This window comes from Kurthia sp. 11kri321 (assembly GCF_001534765.1).
Classification (GTDB): domain Bacteria; phylum Bacillota; class Bacilli; order Bacillales_A; family Planococcaceae; genus Kurthia; species Kurthia gibsonii.
Window position 1 is genome coordinate 257,623 of record NZ_CP013217.1, and the last position, 17,755, is coordinate 275,377.

16 protein-coding genes are annotated in these 17,755 nt (G+C 36.4%); 10 read left to right on the forward strand and 6 right to left on the reverse strand.

Annotated elements, in window-relative coordinates; translation table 11 throughout:
* Positions 1-53: 53 nt before the first annotated feature.
* The 3 genes from yidC (at position 54) to ASO14_RS01405 (ending at position 2,132) form a co-directional block, all read left to right on the forward strand.
* Positions 54-938, forward strand: a complete 885-nt coding sequence (yidC, locus tag ASO14_RS01395) for a membrane protein insertase YidC (protein WP_068450565.1) — start codon at positions 54-56, stop codon at positions 936-938.
* A gap of 118 nt (positions 939-1,056) precedes the next feature.
* On the forward strand, positions 1,057-1,302 hold the full coding sequence (locus ASO14_RS01400; protein ID WP_231726970.1) for a hypothetical protein: 246 nt from the start codon (positions 1,057-1,059) through the stop codon (positions 1,300-1,302).
* A gap of 110 nt (positions 1,303-1,412) precedes the next feature.
* On the forward strand, positions 1,413-2,132 hold the full coding sequence (locus tag ASO14_RS01405) for a M15 family metallopeptidase (RefSeq protein ID WP_068450567.1): 720 nt from the start codon (positions 1,413-1,415) through the stop codon (positions 2,130-2,132).
* Between the two features lie 53 nt (positions 2,133-2,185).
* Here ASO14_RS01405 and cls read toward each other — a convergent pair whose 3' ends face one another.
* Positions 2,186-3,655 carry a cardiolipin synthase gene (gene cls / locus ASO14_RS01410; protein WP_087681108.1) on the reverse strand — a complete coding sequence of 490 codons (1,470 nt, stop codon included), beginning with the start codon at positions 3,653-3,655 and terminating at the stop codon, positions 2,186-2,188.
* A gap of 162 nt (positions 3,656-3,817) precedes the next feature.
* Between cls and ASO14_RS01415 the strand changes: the two genes are divergently transcribed.
* Positions 3,818-5,209: an L-cystine transporter gene (locus ASO14_RS01415; RefSeq protein ID WP_068450570.1), complete on the forward strand. Its 1,392-nt coding sequence runs from the start codon at positions 3,818-3,820 to the stop codon at positions 5,207-5,209.
* Between the two features lie 106 nt (positions 5,210-5,315).
* Here the strand turns inward: ASO14_RS01415 and ASO14_RS01420 are convergent, their stop codons facing one another.
* The 4 genes from ASO14_RS01420 to ASO14_RS01435 all read right to left on the reverse strand — a co-directional run bounded on the left by ASO14_RS01420 (position 5,316) and on the right by ASO14_RS01435 (position 9,497).
* Positions 5,316-6,497, reverse strand: a complete 1,182-nt coding sequence (locus ASO14_RS01420) for an MFS transporter (RefSeq protein ID WP_068450572.1) — start codon at positions 6,495-6,497, stop codon at positions 5,316-5,318.
* A gap of 188 nt (positions 6,498-6,685) precedes the next feature.
* On the reverse strand, positions 6,686-8,872 hold the full coding sequence (locus ASO14_RS01425) for a heavy metal translocating P-type ATPase (protein ID WP_068450574.1): 2,187 nt from the start codon (positions 8,870-8,872) through the stop codon (positions 6,686-6,688).
* Positions 8,873-8,956: 84 nt separating this feature from the next.
* Entirely contained in the window at positions 8,957-9,166 is a 210-nt protein-coding gene (gene copZ / locus ASO14_RS01430) for a copper chaperone CopZ (protein ID WP_068450575.1), read from the reverse strand.
* 13 nt (positions 9,167-9,179) lie between these two features.
* A complete protein-coding gene (locus ASO14_RS01435; protein ID WP_068450576.1) occupies positions 9,180-9,497 on the reverse strand; it encodes a metal-sensitive transcriptional regulator in 318 nt (105 codons plus the stop codon).
* Between the two features lie 375 nt (positions 9,498-9,872).
* On the opposite strand from ASO14_RS01435, the gene ASO14_RS15105 reads away from it, so the two are divergent.
* Complete coding sequence (locus tag ASO14_RS15105; RefSeq protein ID WP_165442666.1) at positions 9,873-10,010, forward strand: Lmo0850 family protein; 138 nt, start codon at positions 9,873-9,875, stop codon at positions 10,008-10,010.
* Between the two features lie 148 nt (positions 10,011-10,158).
* Here the strand turns inward: ASO14_RS15105 and ASO14_RS01440 are convergent, their stop codons facing one another.
* Positions 10,159-11,328, reverse strand: coding sequence for an FtsW/RodA/SpoVE family cell cycle protein (locus ASO14_RS01440; RefSeq protein WP_082701337.1), 1,170 nt, complete (start codon positions 11,326-11,328; stop codon positions 10,159-10,161).
* A gap of 223 nt (positions 11,329-11,551) precedes the next feature.
* Between ASO14_RS01440 and ASO14_RS01445 the strand changes: the two genes are divergently transcribed.
* The 5 genes from ASO14_RS01445 to ASO14_RS01465 all read left to right on the forward strand — a co-directional run bounded on the left by ASO14_RS01445 (position 11,552) and on the right by ASO14_RS01465 (position 17,715).
* A complete protein-coding gene (locus tag ASO14_RS01445; protein WP_307723178.1) occupies positions 11,552-12,322 on the forward strand; it encodes a hypothetical protein in 771 nt (256 codons plus the stop codon).
* A gap of 266 nt (positions 12,323-12,588) precedes the next feature.
* Positions 12,589-13,656, forward strand: coding sequence for a D-alanine--D-alanine ligase (locus ASO14_RS01450; protein ID WP_068450578.1), 1,068 nt, complete (start codon positions 12,589-12,591; stop codon positions 13,654-13,656).
* A gap of 15 nt (positions 13,657-13,671) precedes the next feature.
* Positions 13,672-15,036, forward strand: a complete 1,365-nt coding sequence (locus tag ASO14_RS01455; RefSeq protein ID WP_068450584.1) for a UDP-N-acetylmuramoyl-tripeptide--D-alanyl-D-alanine ligase — start codon at positions 13,672-13,674, stop codon at positions 15,034-15,036.
* Positions 15,037-15,103: 67 nt separating this feature from the next.
* The gene (locus ASO14_RS01460; RefSeq protein ID WP_068450586.1) at positions 15,104-15,832 is read left to right on the forward strand and encodes an alpha/beta hydrolase; all 729 of its coding nucleotides are present in this window, start codon (positions 15,104-15,106) and stop codon (positions 15,830-15,832) included.
* Between the two features lie 308 nt (positions 15,833-16,140).
* Positions 16,141-17,715, forward strand: coding sequence for a degradosome RNA helicase CshA (locus tag ASO14_RS01465; RefSeq protein ID WP_068450588.1), 1,575 nt, complete (start codon positions 16,141-16,143; stop codon positions 17,713-17,715).
* The last annotated feature ends 40 nt before the right edge of the window (positions 17,716-17,755 follow it).

Here is a 17,755-nt window from a genome sequence, read left to right on the forward strand (position 1 = left end):
ACTAACATACTGTATACTTCACAGTAGTGAAAAAATTGATGTAGGTGAAAATAGTGAAAAAGAAACTAGGATTAATTTCAATCCTCGGTTTAGCGCCGTTTATTTTAGCGGGATGTGAAGCAGTAGAGAACCAAGAAGGCTTCTTCTATAGCACATTCGTAAAGCCGATGGAGTTTTTAATTGATTTCTTTGGTAATACAGTTCTAGATGGTGGTTATGGTGGTGCCATCATTATTATCACAGTTTTAGTACGTCTTATTTTAATGCCATTCATGATTCGTAACTATAAGAATCAACAAGGTATGAAAGAAAAAATGGACAAGTTAAAGCCTGAAATGGACGATATTCAAAAGAAATTAAAGCAAGCGAAGTCTAAAGAAGAGCAAATGGCTCTACAACAAGAAATGATGGGACTATATAAGAAGCATGGTGTAAATCCATTAAACATGGGTTGTTTACCAATGATTATTCAAATGCCGATTATCATGGGTCTGTACTATGCAATTCGTTATTCTGCAGATGTACAATCGCATCACTTCTTATGGTTCAAACTGGGCGATCCGGATATTGCGATGACATTAATCGCGGGTGCTGTATACTTCTTCCAAGCACAAGTATCTCTATGGACAATTCCAGAGCAACAAAAGAAACAAATGAAGCTTATGATGTACATCTCACCGATTATGATCATGTTCATTTCGTTCACAAGTATGGCTGCTTTACCTCTATATTGGTCTGTTAGTGGTGCACTACTTGTACTTCAAACAATCATTGGACGTAAGCTATATCCACCAGCAGTACCAGAAGGTCAAGAACCTGCACCAAAGAAAAAGCTATTCGGTGGTACAGTTGAATCTGAACCAGAAGCTCCCGCTGAAAAACGTAAATTAACACCAGCAGAGCGTGCTGCGAAACAACAGAAGAAAAAGAAAAAATAAGTGTTGAGCTTAGACAAAGGCAGTCTCTCTATTTACATAATACAATTGAAAATCCATCTGTGATTCTCAGTTGCATGTAAAAGAGGACAGCCTTTTTTATTAGAGGAGGAAAATAAACGTGTCGAAAAGAATTATGGGAATCGCCGTTTTAATTACGAGTGTATTAGCGGTATTCTTACTAATTAAACAAAATTTCAACTGGGCAGTATTTTGTATTACACTTATGTTTACATTAACAAATGCAGTGCGTGCAAAAGATATGGCTTCAAAAGGTTTTGAAAAAGAATCACGCTGGATGCGCAATTTATCGATTTTCTTCGGTATTGCTTCAGCAGGTATTCTATTTGTGAACCTTTTTATGTAAGTAACGTCTTACAATTGAATCAATCAAGTAATGAAAAGTGCAGGATCTCTTGATGAGATGCTGCATTTTTAGTGAAGATAAAAGGAACAGAGAATAAAGGAGGAAAAGTGATGCGATTAAAAACATTTACATGGACTGCAACACTTTTACTAAGTAGTAGCATTCTATTAGCAGCTTGTAGTGAGCAAAAAGAGCAATCGAACGAACCCAAAAAAGAACAAACATCACAGCAAACGACTAACACTGAAAAAGAACAAGAGAAAAGAGATGCAGGTGGTTATATTATTAATCAAAAAACACCTAAAAAAGAACACTATGTAAAAGGTGTTTTAATTGCGAACAAAGTATATCCAATGCCTCAAAATTTTGCGCCAGGTGAAAGTAAAGAAGCTCGAAAAGCATTTGAACAATTAAATAAAGCGGCTAAAAAAGCAGGATATACATTTGATGCATTTAGCACATATCGCTCATACGATCGTCAAAAAGTTTTATATGATGGCTATGTGAAAAGAGATGGAAAAGAGGCTGCAGATACGTATAGTGCGCGTCCAGGGTTTTCCGAACATCAAACAGGCTTAGCCTTTGATATCGGTGAGGTAGGAAAGCCAGGAGACTATGCGGATGACCGTTTTGGTGAAACAGAAGCAGGTAAATGGTTAGCTAAAAATGCACATAAATATGGTTTTATTATGCGTTATCCAAAAGGAAAAGAAAAAGTCACAGGGTATAAACATGAATCGTGGCATTTCCGCTATGTAGGTGAAAAAATAGCGACAGAAATTTATGAGAATAACTCGACATTAGAAGAATATCTCGGTGCAAAAGGATAATAAAAAAGAACTCTTGTATGATTATAAACAAGTCATACAGGAGTTCTTTTTCGTTATAAAATAGGTGATAGCAATCGAGAAATAGATTCTTTCAGTTTAATGATGGTTGAACGATTTTTATATTTTTCAGGTGTTAGCTCAGAAGAATATAAAATATCGCGTTCAAATAGTTCAGCCAGTTGATGTGCTACATCGGTATCATAGATAAACGCATTTGCTTCAAAGTTTAATTTAAAGCTTCGTGAATCAATATTTGCCGTTCCGACAGAAGCTGCTTCGTCATCAATTACGACCATTTTTGTGTGTAAAAAGCCATTTTCATAAACATATACTTTTGCGCCAGCTTCAATTAATAAACCAACATAATAGTAAGTTGCCCAGTAAACAAAAATGTGATCTGGTTTATTTGGAATCATAATGCGTACATCAATTCCAGATAGACAAGCAATGCGTACAGCGTTAATAAAAGCATCATCGGGAATGAAATAAGGTGTTTGAATATATACATATTTTTTAGCCATATTAATTAATTTAATATAACCGTTTTTAATTGCCTCCCAATCTGAGTCAGGTCCAGATGATACGATTTGAATAGCTGTATTCCCTTGACGATAAAATGTTGGGAAGAAACTATCTTCATACTCTAAATTTTTACGATCAGATGCTTGATTCCAATCAAGTAAAAAACGTGTTTGTAATGGTTGAACAGAGCTGCCATTAATACGTAGATGCGTATCACGCCAGTAACCAAATTTCTCTTTTAAACCTAGATATTCATCACCTACGTTAAAGCCACCGATATAACCAACTTTTCCATCAATTACAACAATTTTTCTGTGGTTACGATAGTTCATACGTGGGTTGATTAAAGGAAGAACAGACGGGAAGAATACTTCTACTTCTCCTCCTTGTTCAATTAAAGCTTTAAAATCTTTTTTATGCACACCGCGTGATCCCATTTCATCATAGAGGACTCTCACTTGTACACCTTGCCTCGCTTTTTCAATGAGTGCATCTAAAATGCGTGTGCCTAGTCGATCTAATCTAAAAATGTAGTATTGAATATGGATATGATGTTTAGCTTCAGCAATATCTTCTAAAAGACGATCGAATTTATCTTGTCCATCATCGAAGATATGAATGTGATTATCTTGTGTTAAAACAGCGTGATTTGATAACAAGTTCATGTAGATAAGTTCTTTATATTTTGAAGCTGTTTCAGATAATTTATATTCAAAACTACCTTCTTTAATCGATTCAATTTGATAGTCAACTAATGTTTCGATACCAATCTTTTTACGTCCACTCCATCTAAACATACGTCGTCTTGTCAGTTTACGTCCAAGTAGTAAATATAAAATAAACCCGACAATGGGAATAAAGAAAAGTACGAGAAGCCATGCCCAAATCGAAGATGATTCGCGTCTTTCCAAAAAGATAATAGCAAGAGCAAGTATGATATTGAAAAATAATGTCACCGAAACGATATATGAAATGAGATGAGTTGTATCGCTAATTAACATGATTTCTCCCTCCTAATTTTTCCTTATAAGTATATCTTATTCCTTCATTGGAAAGAAGTAATATTATATTTACGAATAAAACATACTTGACCGATAGGTATTGTTATATTATTATGTGAAAAGCAACGAAAGAATATCTTTTGTCAAAGAGGAGGAACATCCATGAGTATCTTTTTAACAATATTAAATGTTGTTATTTTAATTGGTCTTATTAGTTTATTAGTCGTTATGAATAAAAAGAAGGTATCTTTTTCTAAACGTGTATTTACAGGTTTGGGACTAGGGATTTTATATGGTTTAGCATTACATTTTACATATGGTGCTACATCAGATATTTTGGTTCAATCAACCGATTGGTTTAACATTATCGGTTCAGGTTATGTGAAATTACTACAAATGGTTGCAATGCCATTAGTATTTATCTCAATTGTTGCGGCATTCACGAAAGTAATTGTCGGTAAGAATTTTGGTAAGATGGCATCCATTATTTTAATTACACTTGTTGCAACAACAGGTATTGCAGCAGCAGTAGGTATTGCGTCAGCAGCAAGTTTTAATTTAGATGCAAGTTCATTAATGAATGGTAGTGCAGAACAACAACGTGGTGAACAAATTGTTCAAAAAACAGAGGAAATGGGCGACCGTACTTTACCACAACAAATTCTTGATCTGTTACCTACAAACCCATTCTTAGACTTAACAGGCGCTCGTCCAACTTCAACAATTGCAGTCGTTATTTTTGCAGCGTTTTTAGGCTTTGCTTATCTAGGTGTACGTCGTAAGGATGAAAAAACAGCTGATTTAATTAAAACAGGAATTGAAGCGATTTATGCATTAGTAATGAATGTTGTAAAAATCGTTTTACGTTTAACTCCATTCGGTATTTTAGCAATTATGACTTCAACAGTTGCTACTTCTGATTTTGGTGCGATTTACAACATGGGGAAATTCGTTATCGCTTCCTATGCAGCATTAATTGCAATGTTTGTTATTCATTTAATCATCATTAGCTTAACAGGTGTTAGCCCGATTACGTATGTGAAGAAGGTTTCAACAACATTAATCTTTGCATTCACATCACGTTCGAGTGCAGGTACTTTACCTTTAAATATCCAAACTCAAACGAAACGTTTAGGTGTGCCAGATGCAATTGCGAACTTTGCGGCATCATTTGGTGTATCAATTGGTCAAAATGGTTGTGCGGGTGTTTATCCAGCGATGCTTGCAGTTATGATTGCACCAACTGTCGGTATTAATCCACTTGAACCAAGTTTCATCTTTACATTAATTTTAGTTGTAGCTATCAGTTCATTTGGTGTAGCAGGTGTTGGTGGTGGTGCAACATTTGCAGCAATTATCGTACTTTCAGCAATGAACTTACCAGTTGCTTTAGCAGGTGTATTAATTACAGTAGAGCCATTAATCGATATGGGACGTACTGCGTTAAACGTAAGTGGTTCAATGGTTGCTGGTGTAACATCAGCTCGTGCAACAGGTGAATTAGACAAAGATACATTCAACTCAAAAGAACCTCAAAACTTAGCAGAAGTTTAATAAAGAGAGCACATCTATCATACAAATAGGTGTGCTTTTTTATTGTGATAAATAAATAGGCTCGGCATGTATTGTGAGATACAATATACCGAGCCTGTTTTTTTAGTTAAGTTTTTTCTACCTTCACTTGTGGTTCACGTAATGTCTTTTTACTTGCTTTGAATGTTAAGATGACAAAGATTGATAATAGACCGAGTGAAGCCGCAATGATATAAGGTAAGTTGATTTGCATTGTAAATACCCATGTAAAGAACATTGGACCGATAATTCGACCTAAGTTATCCATTGAGTAGCTTAAACCAGCAGCTGTACCATACTTACCACCAGATTCTTTTGAAGCAAGCGAAGTAGTTAATGTACGAGCTAGTGCGTTACCTGCTGTAAATACACAGAGTGCAAAACCAGCAAATGCTAAACTACTTGTGAATGGGAACATAGCGAGTCCAACTGCTGTTACGACTTGTGCAATAATGATGAAAATCCATTCGGAACCATCTTTGATTTTACGAACGACACCGCCTTGGATCGCAAAGTCGACTAATCCGCTAAATAGGAATAGTGAGCCAAGTTGAGCAGATGTAATATTAATCTTATCAATTTGGAATAGTTGAAGTGTTGATTCAACACCCGCTAATAAGAATGTCACCATGAATGAGAAGAAGAATAGATAACGTACACGATATTTTAAAAGAGTCGAAGCTCCTTTTGGAATGATTGCACGTTTTTCCGCTTCACCTTTACGTGGTGGGTCTTTTAACACAAGCGATGCATAAACTAATAAAATAAGTAATAAAATAGATGATACATAGAATGGCATATTAATACTAATTGCACCAAGTAATCCACCAATTGCTGGGCCGAAAATGAAGCCTAAACCAATCGACATCCCCATGAAGCCCATATACATATTACGATTTTCATCTGAAGATGAGTCACCGATAAATCCAGTCACCGATGTATAAAGTGCGCCAGAGAATAAACCACCGATAATACGAGATACATACATCATGATTAATGAATCAGAGAAGATTGCAAAAATTAAGAAGCTCATACTGAAGCCGAATAACCCAATCAGAATAAGTCTTTTTCGTCCCATTTTATCAGAGAGACTTCCCCAAATAGGTGCTGTGAAGAAGCTAGCGAGAGAATAGACAGTTAATAGGCCACCCACATGAATATCGCTAAATCCTTGTTCGGTTACTACAAGTGGTAGAACAGGAATAACAAGCCCAAATCCAACATATACGAGGAATTGAACGGATAAGAGAAGCATTAATGATTTATTCATAGTATGTCCTCCTTTCTTTCATTTTGTACACTCTATACTATACTAAAAAAATCAAATATGCCTAGTAGATTACAAGGGAATAGATAAAAATAATCCATTCTTTACCTATACACGTAATCAAGTAACTTAAAACAGTAAAGAGCATAAAAAAGAGAAGCGACGATGTGTCAGCTTCTCCTTAAGAGTGTTTATACTTTTGTACGTTGTAAGCGAAGGGCATTGAGTACAACAGATACGGAACTAAATGCCATGGCAGCACCTGCAACCCATGGAGCTAGTAAGCCGATTGCGGCAATTGGAATTCCAATTGAGTTATAAGCGAGTGCCCAGAAGAGGTTCTGTTTAATGTTTCGAACAGTGGCACGACTCATTTTAACAGCTTGTACAACACGCATTAAGTCACCTTGCATAATTGTAATGTCAGCGGCTTCAATTGCTACGTCTGTTCCTGTTCCCATCGCAATCCCGATATCTGCCGTTGCAAGAGCAGGCGCATCGTTAATACCATCGCCAACCATTGCAACTTTTCCGTCTTTTTGAAGTCGTTTGATTTCATTTGCTTTACCAGCTGGTAATACATCTGATACGACTTCATCAATGCCAACTTCTTTAGCAATTGCTTGTGCAACAGCTTCTCTGTCACCTGTTAGCATAACGGTTTTAATACCTAAAGCATGCAATTCAGCCATTGCTTGTTTTGAAGTTTCTTTTACTTCATCTGCTACAGCAATCGTTGCTACATGTTGTCCGTTAATTGCACCGTACATAATCGTTTTTCCTTGTTCATCGAAATTTTCAATATCGTGAATTGTAATCATACGATTTTCAAGTAGACGTTGGTTTCCGACAATTACTTGTTTGCCTTCAATTGTTGCTTCAATACCATGACCTGAAATGGCTTGGAAATCCGTTGCAGCTTGAACTTTCATTGTTTTTTCGATATAGTGCACAATCGCTTGTGCTAAAGGATGTTCAGATGCTTTTTCAGCAGAAGCAATCAGCTGCATTACTTCTTCCTCATCATGTGAGCGATTCACATAGAAGTTTGTAACAACAGGTTGTCCTTTTGTAATCGTTCCTGTTTTATCGAAAACGATTGTATCAATTGTGCGTGTTTGTTCTAGTGCTTCAGCAGTTTTGAAAAGAACACCCATTTCAGCAGCACGCCCTGAACCAGCCATAATGGATGTCGGTGTTGCGAGACCAAGTGCACATGGACAAGCGATAACGAGTACAGCAATGGTATGTTCAAGGGCTGTAATAAAGCTTGTACCGACAACCCAGAGCGTAATAATAAATGTTAAAATTGCAATTCCAATAACGATTGGAACAAAAATACCGGAGATTTGATCAGCAAGACGTTGAATAGGCGCTTTTGAACCCTGCGCTTCTTCAACTATTTTAATGATATTTGATAACACCGTTTTATTACCTGTATTCGTTGCTTTAATACGAAGTGTACCATTACTGTTAACAGTAGCAGCAAATACATTGGAACCACTGGTTTTATCTACAGGTAAACTTTCACCTGTTAACATGGATTCATCTACAGCAGATGAACCTGATACTACTTCACCGTCTACGGGGATAGAGGCACCGGGGCGAATGACTAAAATATCGCCTACTTGGACTTCTTTTGCAGGTACTTCGAGTAGCTCGCCGTCTTTTTCAATGAAGGCTGTTTTAGGTTGTAAGTTGAGTAATTTTTTGATTGCGTCAGAAGAATGACCTTTTGCACGCGCTTCAAATACTTTTCCAAGGAGTATTAATGTAATTAATACAGCACTCGTTTCAAAGTATAAATCGAGCATTTGTCCTTGTTCAATGGCTGCTTCATTTCGCAGAACAACATATACGCTGTAAAAGTAAGCAGCAGAAGTTCCGAGGACGATTAATACGTCCATATTGGCGCTCTTATTACGGAGTGCAAAGTATGCTCCTTTATAGAATTGCCAGCCGATACCAAACTGAACAACTGTTGCAAGTCCCCATTGTACATAAGGATTCATAAATAGTTCAGGTACATATAGGTGGGATGTAAAAGAAAAATGTGCGACCATTGTCCATAAAAGTGGTAAAGAGAAAATAATGGAGACAATGAGTTGTGTTGTTTTACGTTTGATTTCTTTTTGCTTATAGTCTGTACCTTCTTGTTCATCTTGATGAACAACAGCGTCATAGCCCAGTGATTGGATTTTCTGAATGACATCTTCAGCGCTCATATCGTTATGGATAACTACTTTACCTGTTTCGAGTGCCAAGTTAATATTAGCTTCGATACCATCCATCTTATTTAATCCACGCTCAATCCGGTTGGCACAAGCTGCACAGGTCATTCCTTGAATATCGAGATTAATTTCATTTGATTTACTCATTATGTCCAGCTCCTTTTATACCTATATGGGGTATATTTTTCTGTAAGGAATGGGCTGTCTTAATATAAGACAACCCAATATAAATTATTTTACAGTGTATCCTTCTTCTTCAATTGCAGCCTTCATATCTTCTACAGAGGCTTGTCTAGGATTATACGTTACTTCAACTAATCCTTGATCCAATGTAACGCGTACAGTTTCGACACCATCAATGGCACCTACACTACTTTCAACTGCTTTTACGCAATGTCCACAAGACATTCCTTCAACATGTAATTGCATTTCTTCTGTCATATTCAAGCACTCCTTATTTTTTCATTAATTTTTGCATCGTAACGACTAATTCGTCTAGTATTTCTTCGTCACCATTTTGTAGGCGATCTTTGACACAACCTTTTAAATGTCCTTCAAATAATACTTTTGCAACAGAGTTTAGTGCAGATTGTGTTGCAGAGAGTTGTGTGATGATATCGTCACAATATACATCTTTTTCTACCATACCCTTAATTCCACGAATTTGACCTTCAATACGATTCAATCGCGTCACCAGATTTTTCTTAACATGTTCTGGGTGGTGGCTTTTACGCTCTTCATTATTTGTGTGACACTCAGGAACAGTTGTCATAAAGCATCGCTCCTTTACGTTCATTTGTATGGTTATACTTTAACATACCTAATGGGGGTATGTAAAATAGAAAGACTATTCCGGTGAGTTACGATATATATAACATAACATACGCTATAGGGGTATGCAAGAAAGTGAAATTAAAAGTTTAAAGTAGATAAAATAGTGGTAAGTATAATTTGTATTCAAATTTTTTGTGAAATAAAATTGTAAATTTCTTGTAAAAAATTAAGATGTAACAATATTGATAAACAATTTAATGACAAAAGATGATATGATAGATGTAAGAAAAAAGCAAATAAAAAACCGTCAAGTATGAAACTTATTTTCTTGAAAATCGTTTTAATTCATGACAGCAAGGAGAGGTGTAAGAGTATGAAGAGAGAAGTAGATGTAACGAAAATTATTTCTAACTTATCCAAAATTGGTGTGAAGGCAACTGCAACGAAATCTCGTCTAGAATTACTTAAAGCACTCGCGCCGCCAAAAAACAAACCACAAACACATAACTAATTTGATGTGGTGCAAGGCACTTCAACTTAGTTTGTACATATGAAACAATCAATCAGGTATCCTTCTTTAAAAAAGGGTAGCTGGTTTTTTATTATGAAAAAACCTGTGACGTTCACATTTGAAGTGTGAATCGTGCACAGGTTTTTAATTAATCTTCTTTTGTCGTAAACATGTAATCACCATTATCATTTTGAATAGCAGCCATAATACCTACGAGTAACATATTGGATACGAGTGAGCTACCACCATAACTTAGGAAAGGTAGTGTAATACCTGTTACAGGAAGAACCCCCATCGTCATCCCGACATTCTGGAAAATTTGGAATGTCAGCAAGCTGATAATTCCTGCAGTTAATAACGATGTATATTGTGACTTATTTGATAAGGCAATTTGTACAAATCGATAAAGTAATAAGAATAAAACGATCAATACGAATGAAGCACCGATGAAACCGACTTCTTCGCCAATATTAGCAAAAATAAAATCGGTATGTTTTTCAGGTATATAAACATTATTACCTGATAAACCTTTACCAAATTCTTGTCCAGAACCAATTGCTAAAATCCCTTTTTGTGTTTGATAAGCAGAGTCACCATAACTAAAAGGATCAAGCCAACCACGAATACGTGACTGTTGGTGAGGAGATAATTTTGTCAAAAGGTTATTTTGGAAAAAATCATTCATAAAGATATAGATATAGGCAACAACTGAAACAATCGCAATCGGAACTGCTAAAACTGGGAATAGAATTTTCTTCGAGATATTTGAGAAAAACAGCATTGGGAAAATCATCGCAAAGTATAACATAATCATCCCAGTATCTGGCTGTTGATAGACAATTAATGATGGTGGTAATACAAGCAAACCGATTTTGCCGAGTAATAAGAAATCATGTTTGATTGATTTTACGGGATATCGTTCCGTATGTTTCACAATAATGTAAGCCGTCAAAATGAGTAAGGCGAACTTTAAAAATTCAGATGGCTGAAATGTCCCAACGAATGGAATTTGATACCAAGACTTTGCATTATTAATTGGTTTTGCGATACTTTCAGGTGCTACAATTAATAGTAATAACATAACGAATGTGAAGATATACATACCAACACCGAGTGTTTTTAACTTATTAATATCGGTTTGGGCAATCACAATCATGACAATAATACCGACTACATAAAAAACAAGCTGTTTAATAACAAAACTTTTTGGGTCGCCGTACTGGTTTGAGCCTGCAACGGCTGTATAAATAAATGTACAACTGATTGCGCAGAGTACAATTAAAAGCGTCAAAATTTTCCCGTCCACTTTTATTTTCATTGAGCAAACTCCTAACTTATATTAAACTCCAAAGTTGAAAAGAATATGTATCTACCTTAAAATTCCACAACTTATAACAATTCAAACGAAAAATGTAAAATAACTTTTGGCGTACAATAACGCTTATTATTGTAACACGCTTCATACCAAAGATGTGACGAAAACAGATCACAAATGTTTCATATTTTCGTATTTCATTTTATAATAGATAATGGGGAGAGAGGTGATTGACTTGTCGAAAAAAATACGCACTGCAGATGATTATATGAGACATTTATATATACATACGAATGAATTGAATCAATTCGTTATTTTTAGTGGGTTGAATTTACAAGATTTCATTTTTTCAGTCGATCAGCTTGGAAATCTGCTGCTTTTAAAAAATATTCAAAATGCAGAAGAAGGTTCTTTTAATATGCATACGCGATTAGCTTTTGTTGAACAGAATGAGCTAACAAAATTTTCCAAGCAAATGAGTGATAAAAAAAGCGACTTGTGTTGGATCGATTTTTCCGATGAGAAAAAGTTAAATCTTTTAACACCGCAAGAGCAAGCAGAATTATTATACATTGGGCATAAAAAAGAGCCGATTCGTTCACCATTTTATCATCAGCTACAAAATCGATTTGTTTATTTAGAATCAAAAAGCGAGAAGTTTACAAAAGTATATGTGCGCGATTTAGAAGAAGTCTCACAAATTGTAACAAGATGGTTCAATCATTTGATTCAGATGAAAGAACGTTCACTTTCATTTTGGAGAAGAAAGCCACTCTCACGTATCCCACATTATACGGCGACAGACTATGAACAAATTAGAGAAGATGCAAAAGATGGTATATTACTATCATTGTATCGTGTTGAGAAACCAAAAGTGGCCTATGTTTTAGAAGTTCGTAATGTAGCAGACATTCAATTCCCAGATGAAATTTGGGATGATTTAAATGCTATTTTAAAACATGATGCAACAACAACGATTCAAGCAAATATTCACTAATTAGCCTAGAGCATTCCAACGTCTTGAACGACTCGGGATGCTTTTTTGGTGAAAAAAATATGAAGAAGGATAACTTTTTACGTTTTTCTGCCCCAATAAATGTTGAGAGTGCTATGATAGAAATGTTATTTTGAAAGCTTGAAATTTGGGTATATGTTAAAAGGTTCATTCGTGCAACCTTCTAAAATAGAATACGTCTTGTAAAGTTCAAAGATTTTCAGATTCCAAATAAAAAGAAAATAATGGAGTATATGGAGGAAGTCAAAATGAAGAAAAAATTGGGTCTTTTATACGGTGGTCAATCAGCAGAGCATGAGGTGTCTTTATCAACAGCAAAAGCGGTGACACAAGCGCTAAATTATGATCAGTACGAAATCGTGCCAATTTATATTACGCGTGAAGGTGAATGGGTGAAAGGCGCTTATTTAACAGCACCTGTAGAAACAGTAGAAGCATTACAATTCAATCAAGGAAAAGATGCGCAACCACATGACATCTCAAGTTTCTTACTATCACAACAAGAGCGACCTTTTGATATTGTATTCCCACTACTACATGGTACATACGGAGAAGATGGCACAGTACAAGGATTTTTAGAAGTATTAAACATTCCTTATGTGGGGTGTGGTGTACTTGCTTCATCTGCTGGGATGGATAAAGTTGTTATGAAGCAACTATTTGAAATTGCAGGTCTTAAACAAGTTCCTTATGTGTATTTTATTCGTAAAGAATGGCAAAAATCACAGCAAGCACTTGTAAAAGAGATGGAAGAAAAATTAACGTATCCAATGTTTGTAAAACCAGCTAATCTGGGTTCAAGTGTCGGTGTTAATAAAGCTTCAAATCAACAAGAATTAATTGAGGCAATCGATGTAGCTTTCAAATATGATCGTAAAGTCATTATCGAAACAGGCGTGGTTGCACGTGAAGTAGAAATGGCCGTTCTAGGAAATGATGAACCAAAAGTATCTGTTCCAGGTGAAATCAAGCCTTTAACTGATTTCTATGACTATGATTCAAAATATAAAGATAGTAGTACAGAATTATTAATTCCAGCACCTGTTTCAGAAGTAGTTGAGCAAAAAATGACGGACATGGCAAAACGTGCCTTTAAAGTATTGGACGGAAGTGGTTTAGTACGTGCCGATTTCTTTGTAACAGCAGATGATGAAGTATTGATTAACGAAGTGAATACATTACCAGGTTTTACACCTGTAAGTATGTATCCGATTCTGTGGAAAAATACAGGTCTTTCATATCCAGAATTAATTGAAGCGCTAATCACACTTGGAATTGAGCGTTTTGAAGAGAAACAACAACTTCATTTTCAATAAGGTGGCGGAAGTAAAATGAAAAAAACAGTTCAACAAGTAGCTAACTGGTTACAACAAGAGGCTGTGAATGGTCAACAGGAATGGATTACAGGTGTGTCGATTAATACACGTACCTTACAACCAGGAGATTTATTCATTCCTTTTAAAGGTGAAAAAACGAACGGGCATCAGTATATTCAACAAGCAATTGAAGCAGGTGCAACGGCGACACTTTGGCAAAAAGATGAACCAAATATGCCGACGAATATTCCTGTTATTTTAGTAGATGATGCAGAAGAAGCGTTACAGCAGATGGCGAAAGCGTATCGTGCAGAACATCAAGCAACTTTTATTGGTATTACAGGTTCCAATGGTAAGACTTCAACAAAGGACTTACTTGCTGGGACGCTTATGCCGTATTATAAAGTTCAAAAAACAGAGGGTAACTTTAATAATCAATTAGGTATGCCTCTTACTATTTTATCTTTAGACGAAGATACAGAATTTGCCATTTTAGAGATGGGTATGGATGGTTTTGGACAAATCGAGTTTTTAACGAAGCTTGCAAAGCCGCATCATGTCATCATTACAAATATTGGTGAAGCGCATATGGAGGCACTTGGCTCTCGTGCTGGTATTGCGAAAGCCAAGTTTGAAATCATTCAAGGGCTACAAGAAAATGGACGCTTATTCTTTGATGGTGATGAACCGTTGTTACAAGAGTTAGTCGCACAAGAAAAAGGACTCCAAACTACTTCGTTTGGTTTTGAAAGCACGAATGATTTATACGCAGATCAAATTGAAACGAATGAAGAAGGAAGTCAGTTTGAAGTGCATGGTTTATTAAATGGACAGTTTATGATTCCTGTACTCGGTAGCCATCAAGTGAAAAATACAGTAGCAGTTATGGGAGTAGCACATACAATCGGTTTGACAGACGATCAAATTCGCACTTCCTTAAAACAAGTATCCCTTACAAATATGCGTATGCAACTTGTAACATGCGGTTCTTTACTCTTCATCAATGATGCGTATAATGCAGCACCAACTTCAGTTCGTGCAGCACTTACGTTCATGTCTACAACTCAAATGCGTCCAAATAAATGGGTTGTACTTGGTGATATGTTAGAGCTTGGTGAACAAGAAGAACAATATCATCATGATTTAATCGAATCAATTGACTTTGATGAGATTCAAACAATTTGTCTATATGGCTCTCGTATGAAAGTTTTATATGCAGCAATTCAGACGCAATATCCAACTGTAGATGTTGTTTGGTCTGAACAAGCATATGAGCCAATTATTCAAAAAATTGAACAACAGGCTGATGAAAAAACGATGATTCTTTTAAAAGGCTCTCGTGGCATGGCGCTTGAGACAATTCTAAAGCACTTCCAATAACATACAGTGAGAAAACGACTAATGTGGGTATAGTACATTAGTCGTTTTTTTAATGGAGGGAGCCTACTTGAAACGAGGAATATTGTTTATTCATGGATTTACGGGGAATACAACAGAAGTGCAACCGTTAGTCGACTATTTAATGGAAAAACGTTCCGAATGGACATGTTCAGTCGTAACATTAACAGGTCATGGTGAGGCACTCAATTTGAAAGGAGTTAGTTCTGAACATTGGTTTCGTGATGTTGAAAATGCTTATCGCCTACTTGAAAAACAAGTGGATGAAGTCATTGTCGTAGGTTTTTCAATGGGGGGATTGTTAGCACTCTACCTCGCTTTACGTTACCGTGTGAAAAAATTAATTCTTTTAAGTACAGCAGCAAAATTTGTGGATGTAAAAAAATTATTTCTCACATGTAAGGAACTGATCAAACAAAGAAAGCAGTTAACAACTGCACAGGCACGTTTTTTGCAAGCTGCCATCAACCAGACGCGTCATATGACGGTACCAACAATGAAACATTTTTTAAAAGTGGTACATACAGTCTTACCGTACCTACATCGAATTCACCAACCAACGATGATTATACAAGGTGAAAAAGATGGTGTTGTACCAAAGGAAGCGGCATCATTTTTATATGAGCAGATTCAATCGGTTGATAAGCAAATGTATTTTTCAAAAAGTGGTGAACATCATATTTGTTATAGTGACGATCAAAACGAGTGGTTTGAACGAGTATTTCAATTTATAATAGCCGATAAAAGAAATCAGAATATTATGCCTGATTGTAATTGATTGCATACAAGTCTATGTCGTGTTAGAATGATTAGAGCAATGGATACATTTTATATGAAGACTCTCCATACATTGATGAGAGAGTACTTTTTTTTTGAACATTACGGTCGATTCTATATTACCGTTAAAAAGCGTAGAATTGAACCGCTCGGCAAAGACCGGGCTTTATTTTATCTAAAGTTACTCTGCATTCCACAGAGATATAATAGTTAAGGAATTTTCCTAACATGAGGCTCGATTTGCCCTAGTTTTCATCTGAAAATGTAACCATTTGTCAAATTCAAACACGAAAAAGGAGAATGAGAAGTTTGACAAATTTTTCAGAACTAAATATTAGCGAATCAACATTAAAATCCCTAGAACGCATGGGATTCGAATCAGCAACACCAATCCAAGAAGGTACAATTCCACTAGCAATTGCAGGCAACGATATCATCGGACAAGCACAAACTGGTACTGGTAAAACAGTAGCATTTGGTGTACCACTAATCGAAAAAATTGACCCTAAAAATCAAGCAATTCAAGCATTAGTAATTGCCCCTACACGCGAATTAGCCATCCAATGCTCAGAAGAAATCTACAAAATTGGTCACGGTAAACGTGCTCGTATTCTTTCTGTATACGGTGGACAAGACATTAGCCGCCAAATTCGTGCATTAAAAAATAAACCACAAATTATCGTAGGTACTCCAGGACGTATTTTAGACCACATTAAACGTCGTACGCTTAAACTAGAAAACGTTGAAACGTTAGTATTAGATGAAGCAGACGAAATGTTAAACATGGGATTCATTGAGGATATCAATGCAATTCTTGAAAACGTACCGGCTGAGCGCCAAACACTTTTATTCTCAGCAACAATGCCTCCAGCAATTCGTAAAATTGCAGATACATTCATGACTGAGCCAGAAAGCGTAAAAATTAAAGCAAAAGAATTAACAGTGGATAACATTGAACAATTCTTCGTAAAAGCACAGGAACGCGAAAAATTCGACGTTCTATCTCGTTTATTAAACGTACACCAACCAGAACTTGCAATCGTATTTGGTCGTACAAAACGTCGTGTAGATGAATTATCTCACGCATTAAGCATTCGCGGTTACCTTGCTGAAGGTATTCACGGTGACTTATCTCAAGCAAAACGTCTTTCTGTATTACGTCAATTCAAAGAAAATAAAATTGATGTATTAGTAGCAACAGACGTAGCAGCTCGTGGTTTAGATATTTCAGGTGTAACACATGTTTACAACTTTGATATTCCACAAGATCCAGAATCATACGTTCACCGTATTGGTCGTACAGGTCGTGCTGGTAAATCAGGTATGGCAGTTACATTCGTAACACCTCGTGAAATGGGTTACTTACGTATCGTTGAAGAAACAACGAAAAAACGTATGACACCTTTAAAACCACCTACTGCTGATGAAGCTTTAGTAGGACAAAAGAAATTAGCTGTTGAACAATTACAAGAGTTAGTTAATAAAAATAATGCGAGTGGTTACCGCAGTATGGCTGAAGACTTATTAGCTACAAATGATGCAATTGATTTAGTTGCAGCAGCTCTTAAATCATTAACGAACGAGCCAGATGATACACCAATCCAAATTTCTGAAGAGCGTCCATTACCAATGCGTCGTGGCGGCGGAAATGGTGGCGGTTCACGTGGTGGACGTAGCGGCGGTGGATACCGTGGTGGTTCACGTAGTGGCGGTTCACGCGGTGGAGATCGTCGTGGTGGCTCACGTAGTGGCGGTGGAGATCGTCGCGGTGGTTCACGCGGTGAACGTTCTTCAAGCGAACGTCGTGATGGTGGTTCACGTGGCGGAGATCGTCGTCGTGATAACCGTGGTGGCGAACGTCGTCGTCGCTCAAGCGAAGATTAATCAACATATACAACTCATGAATGGCTTTCGAGCGATTCAT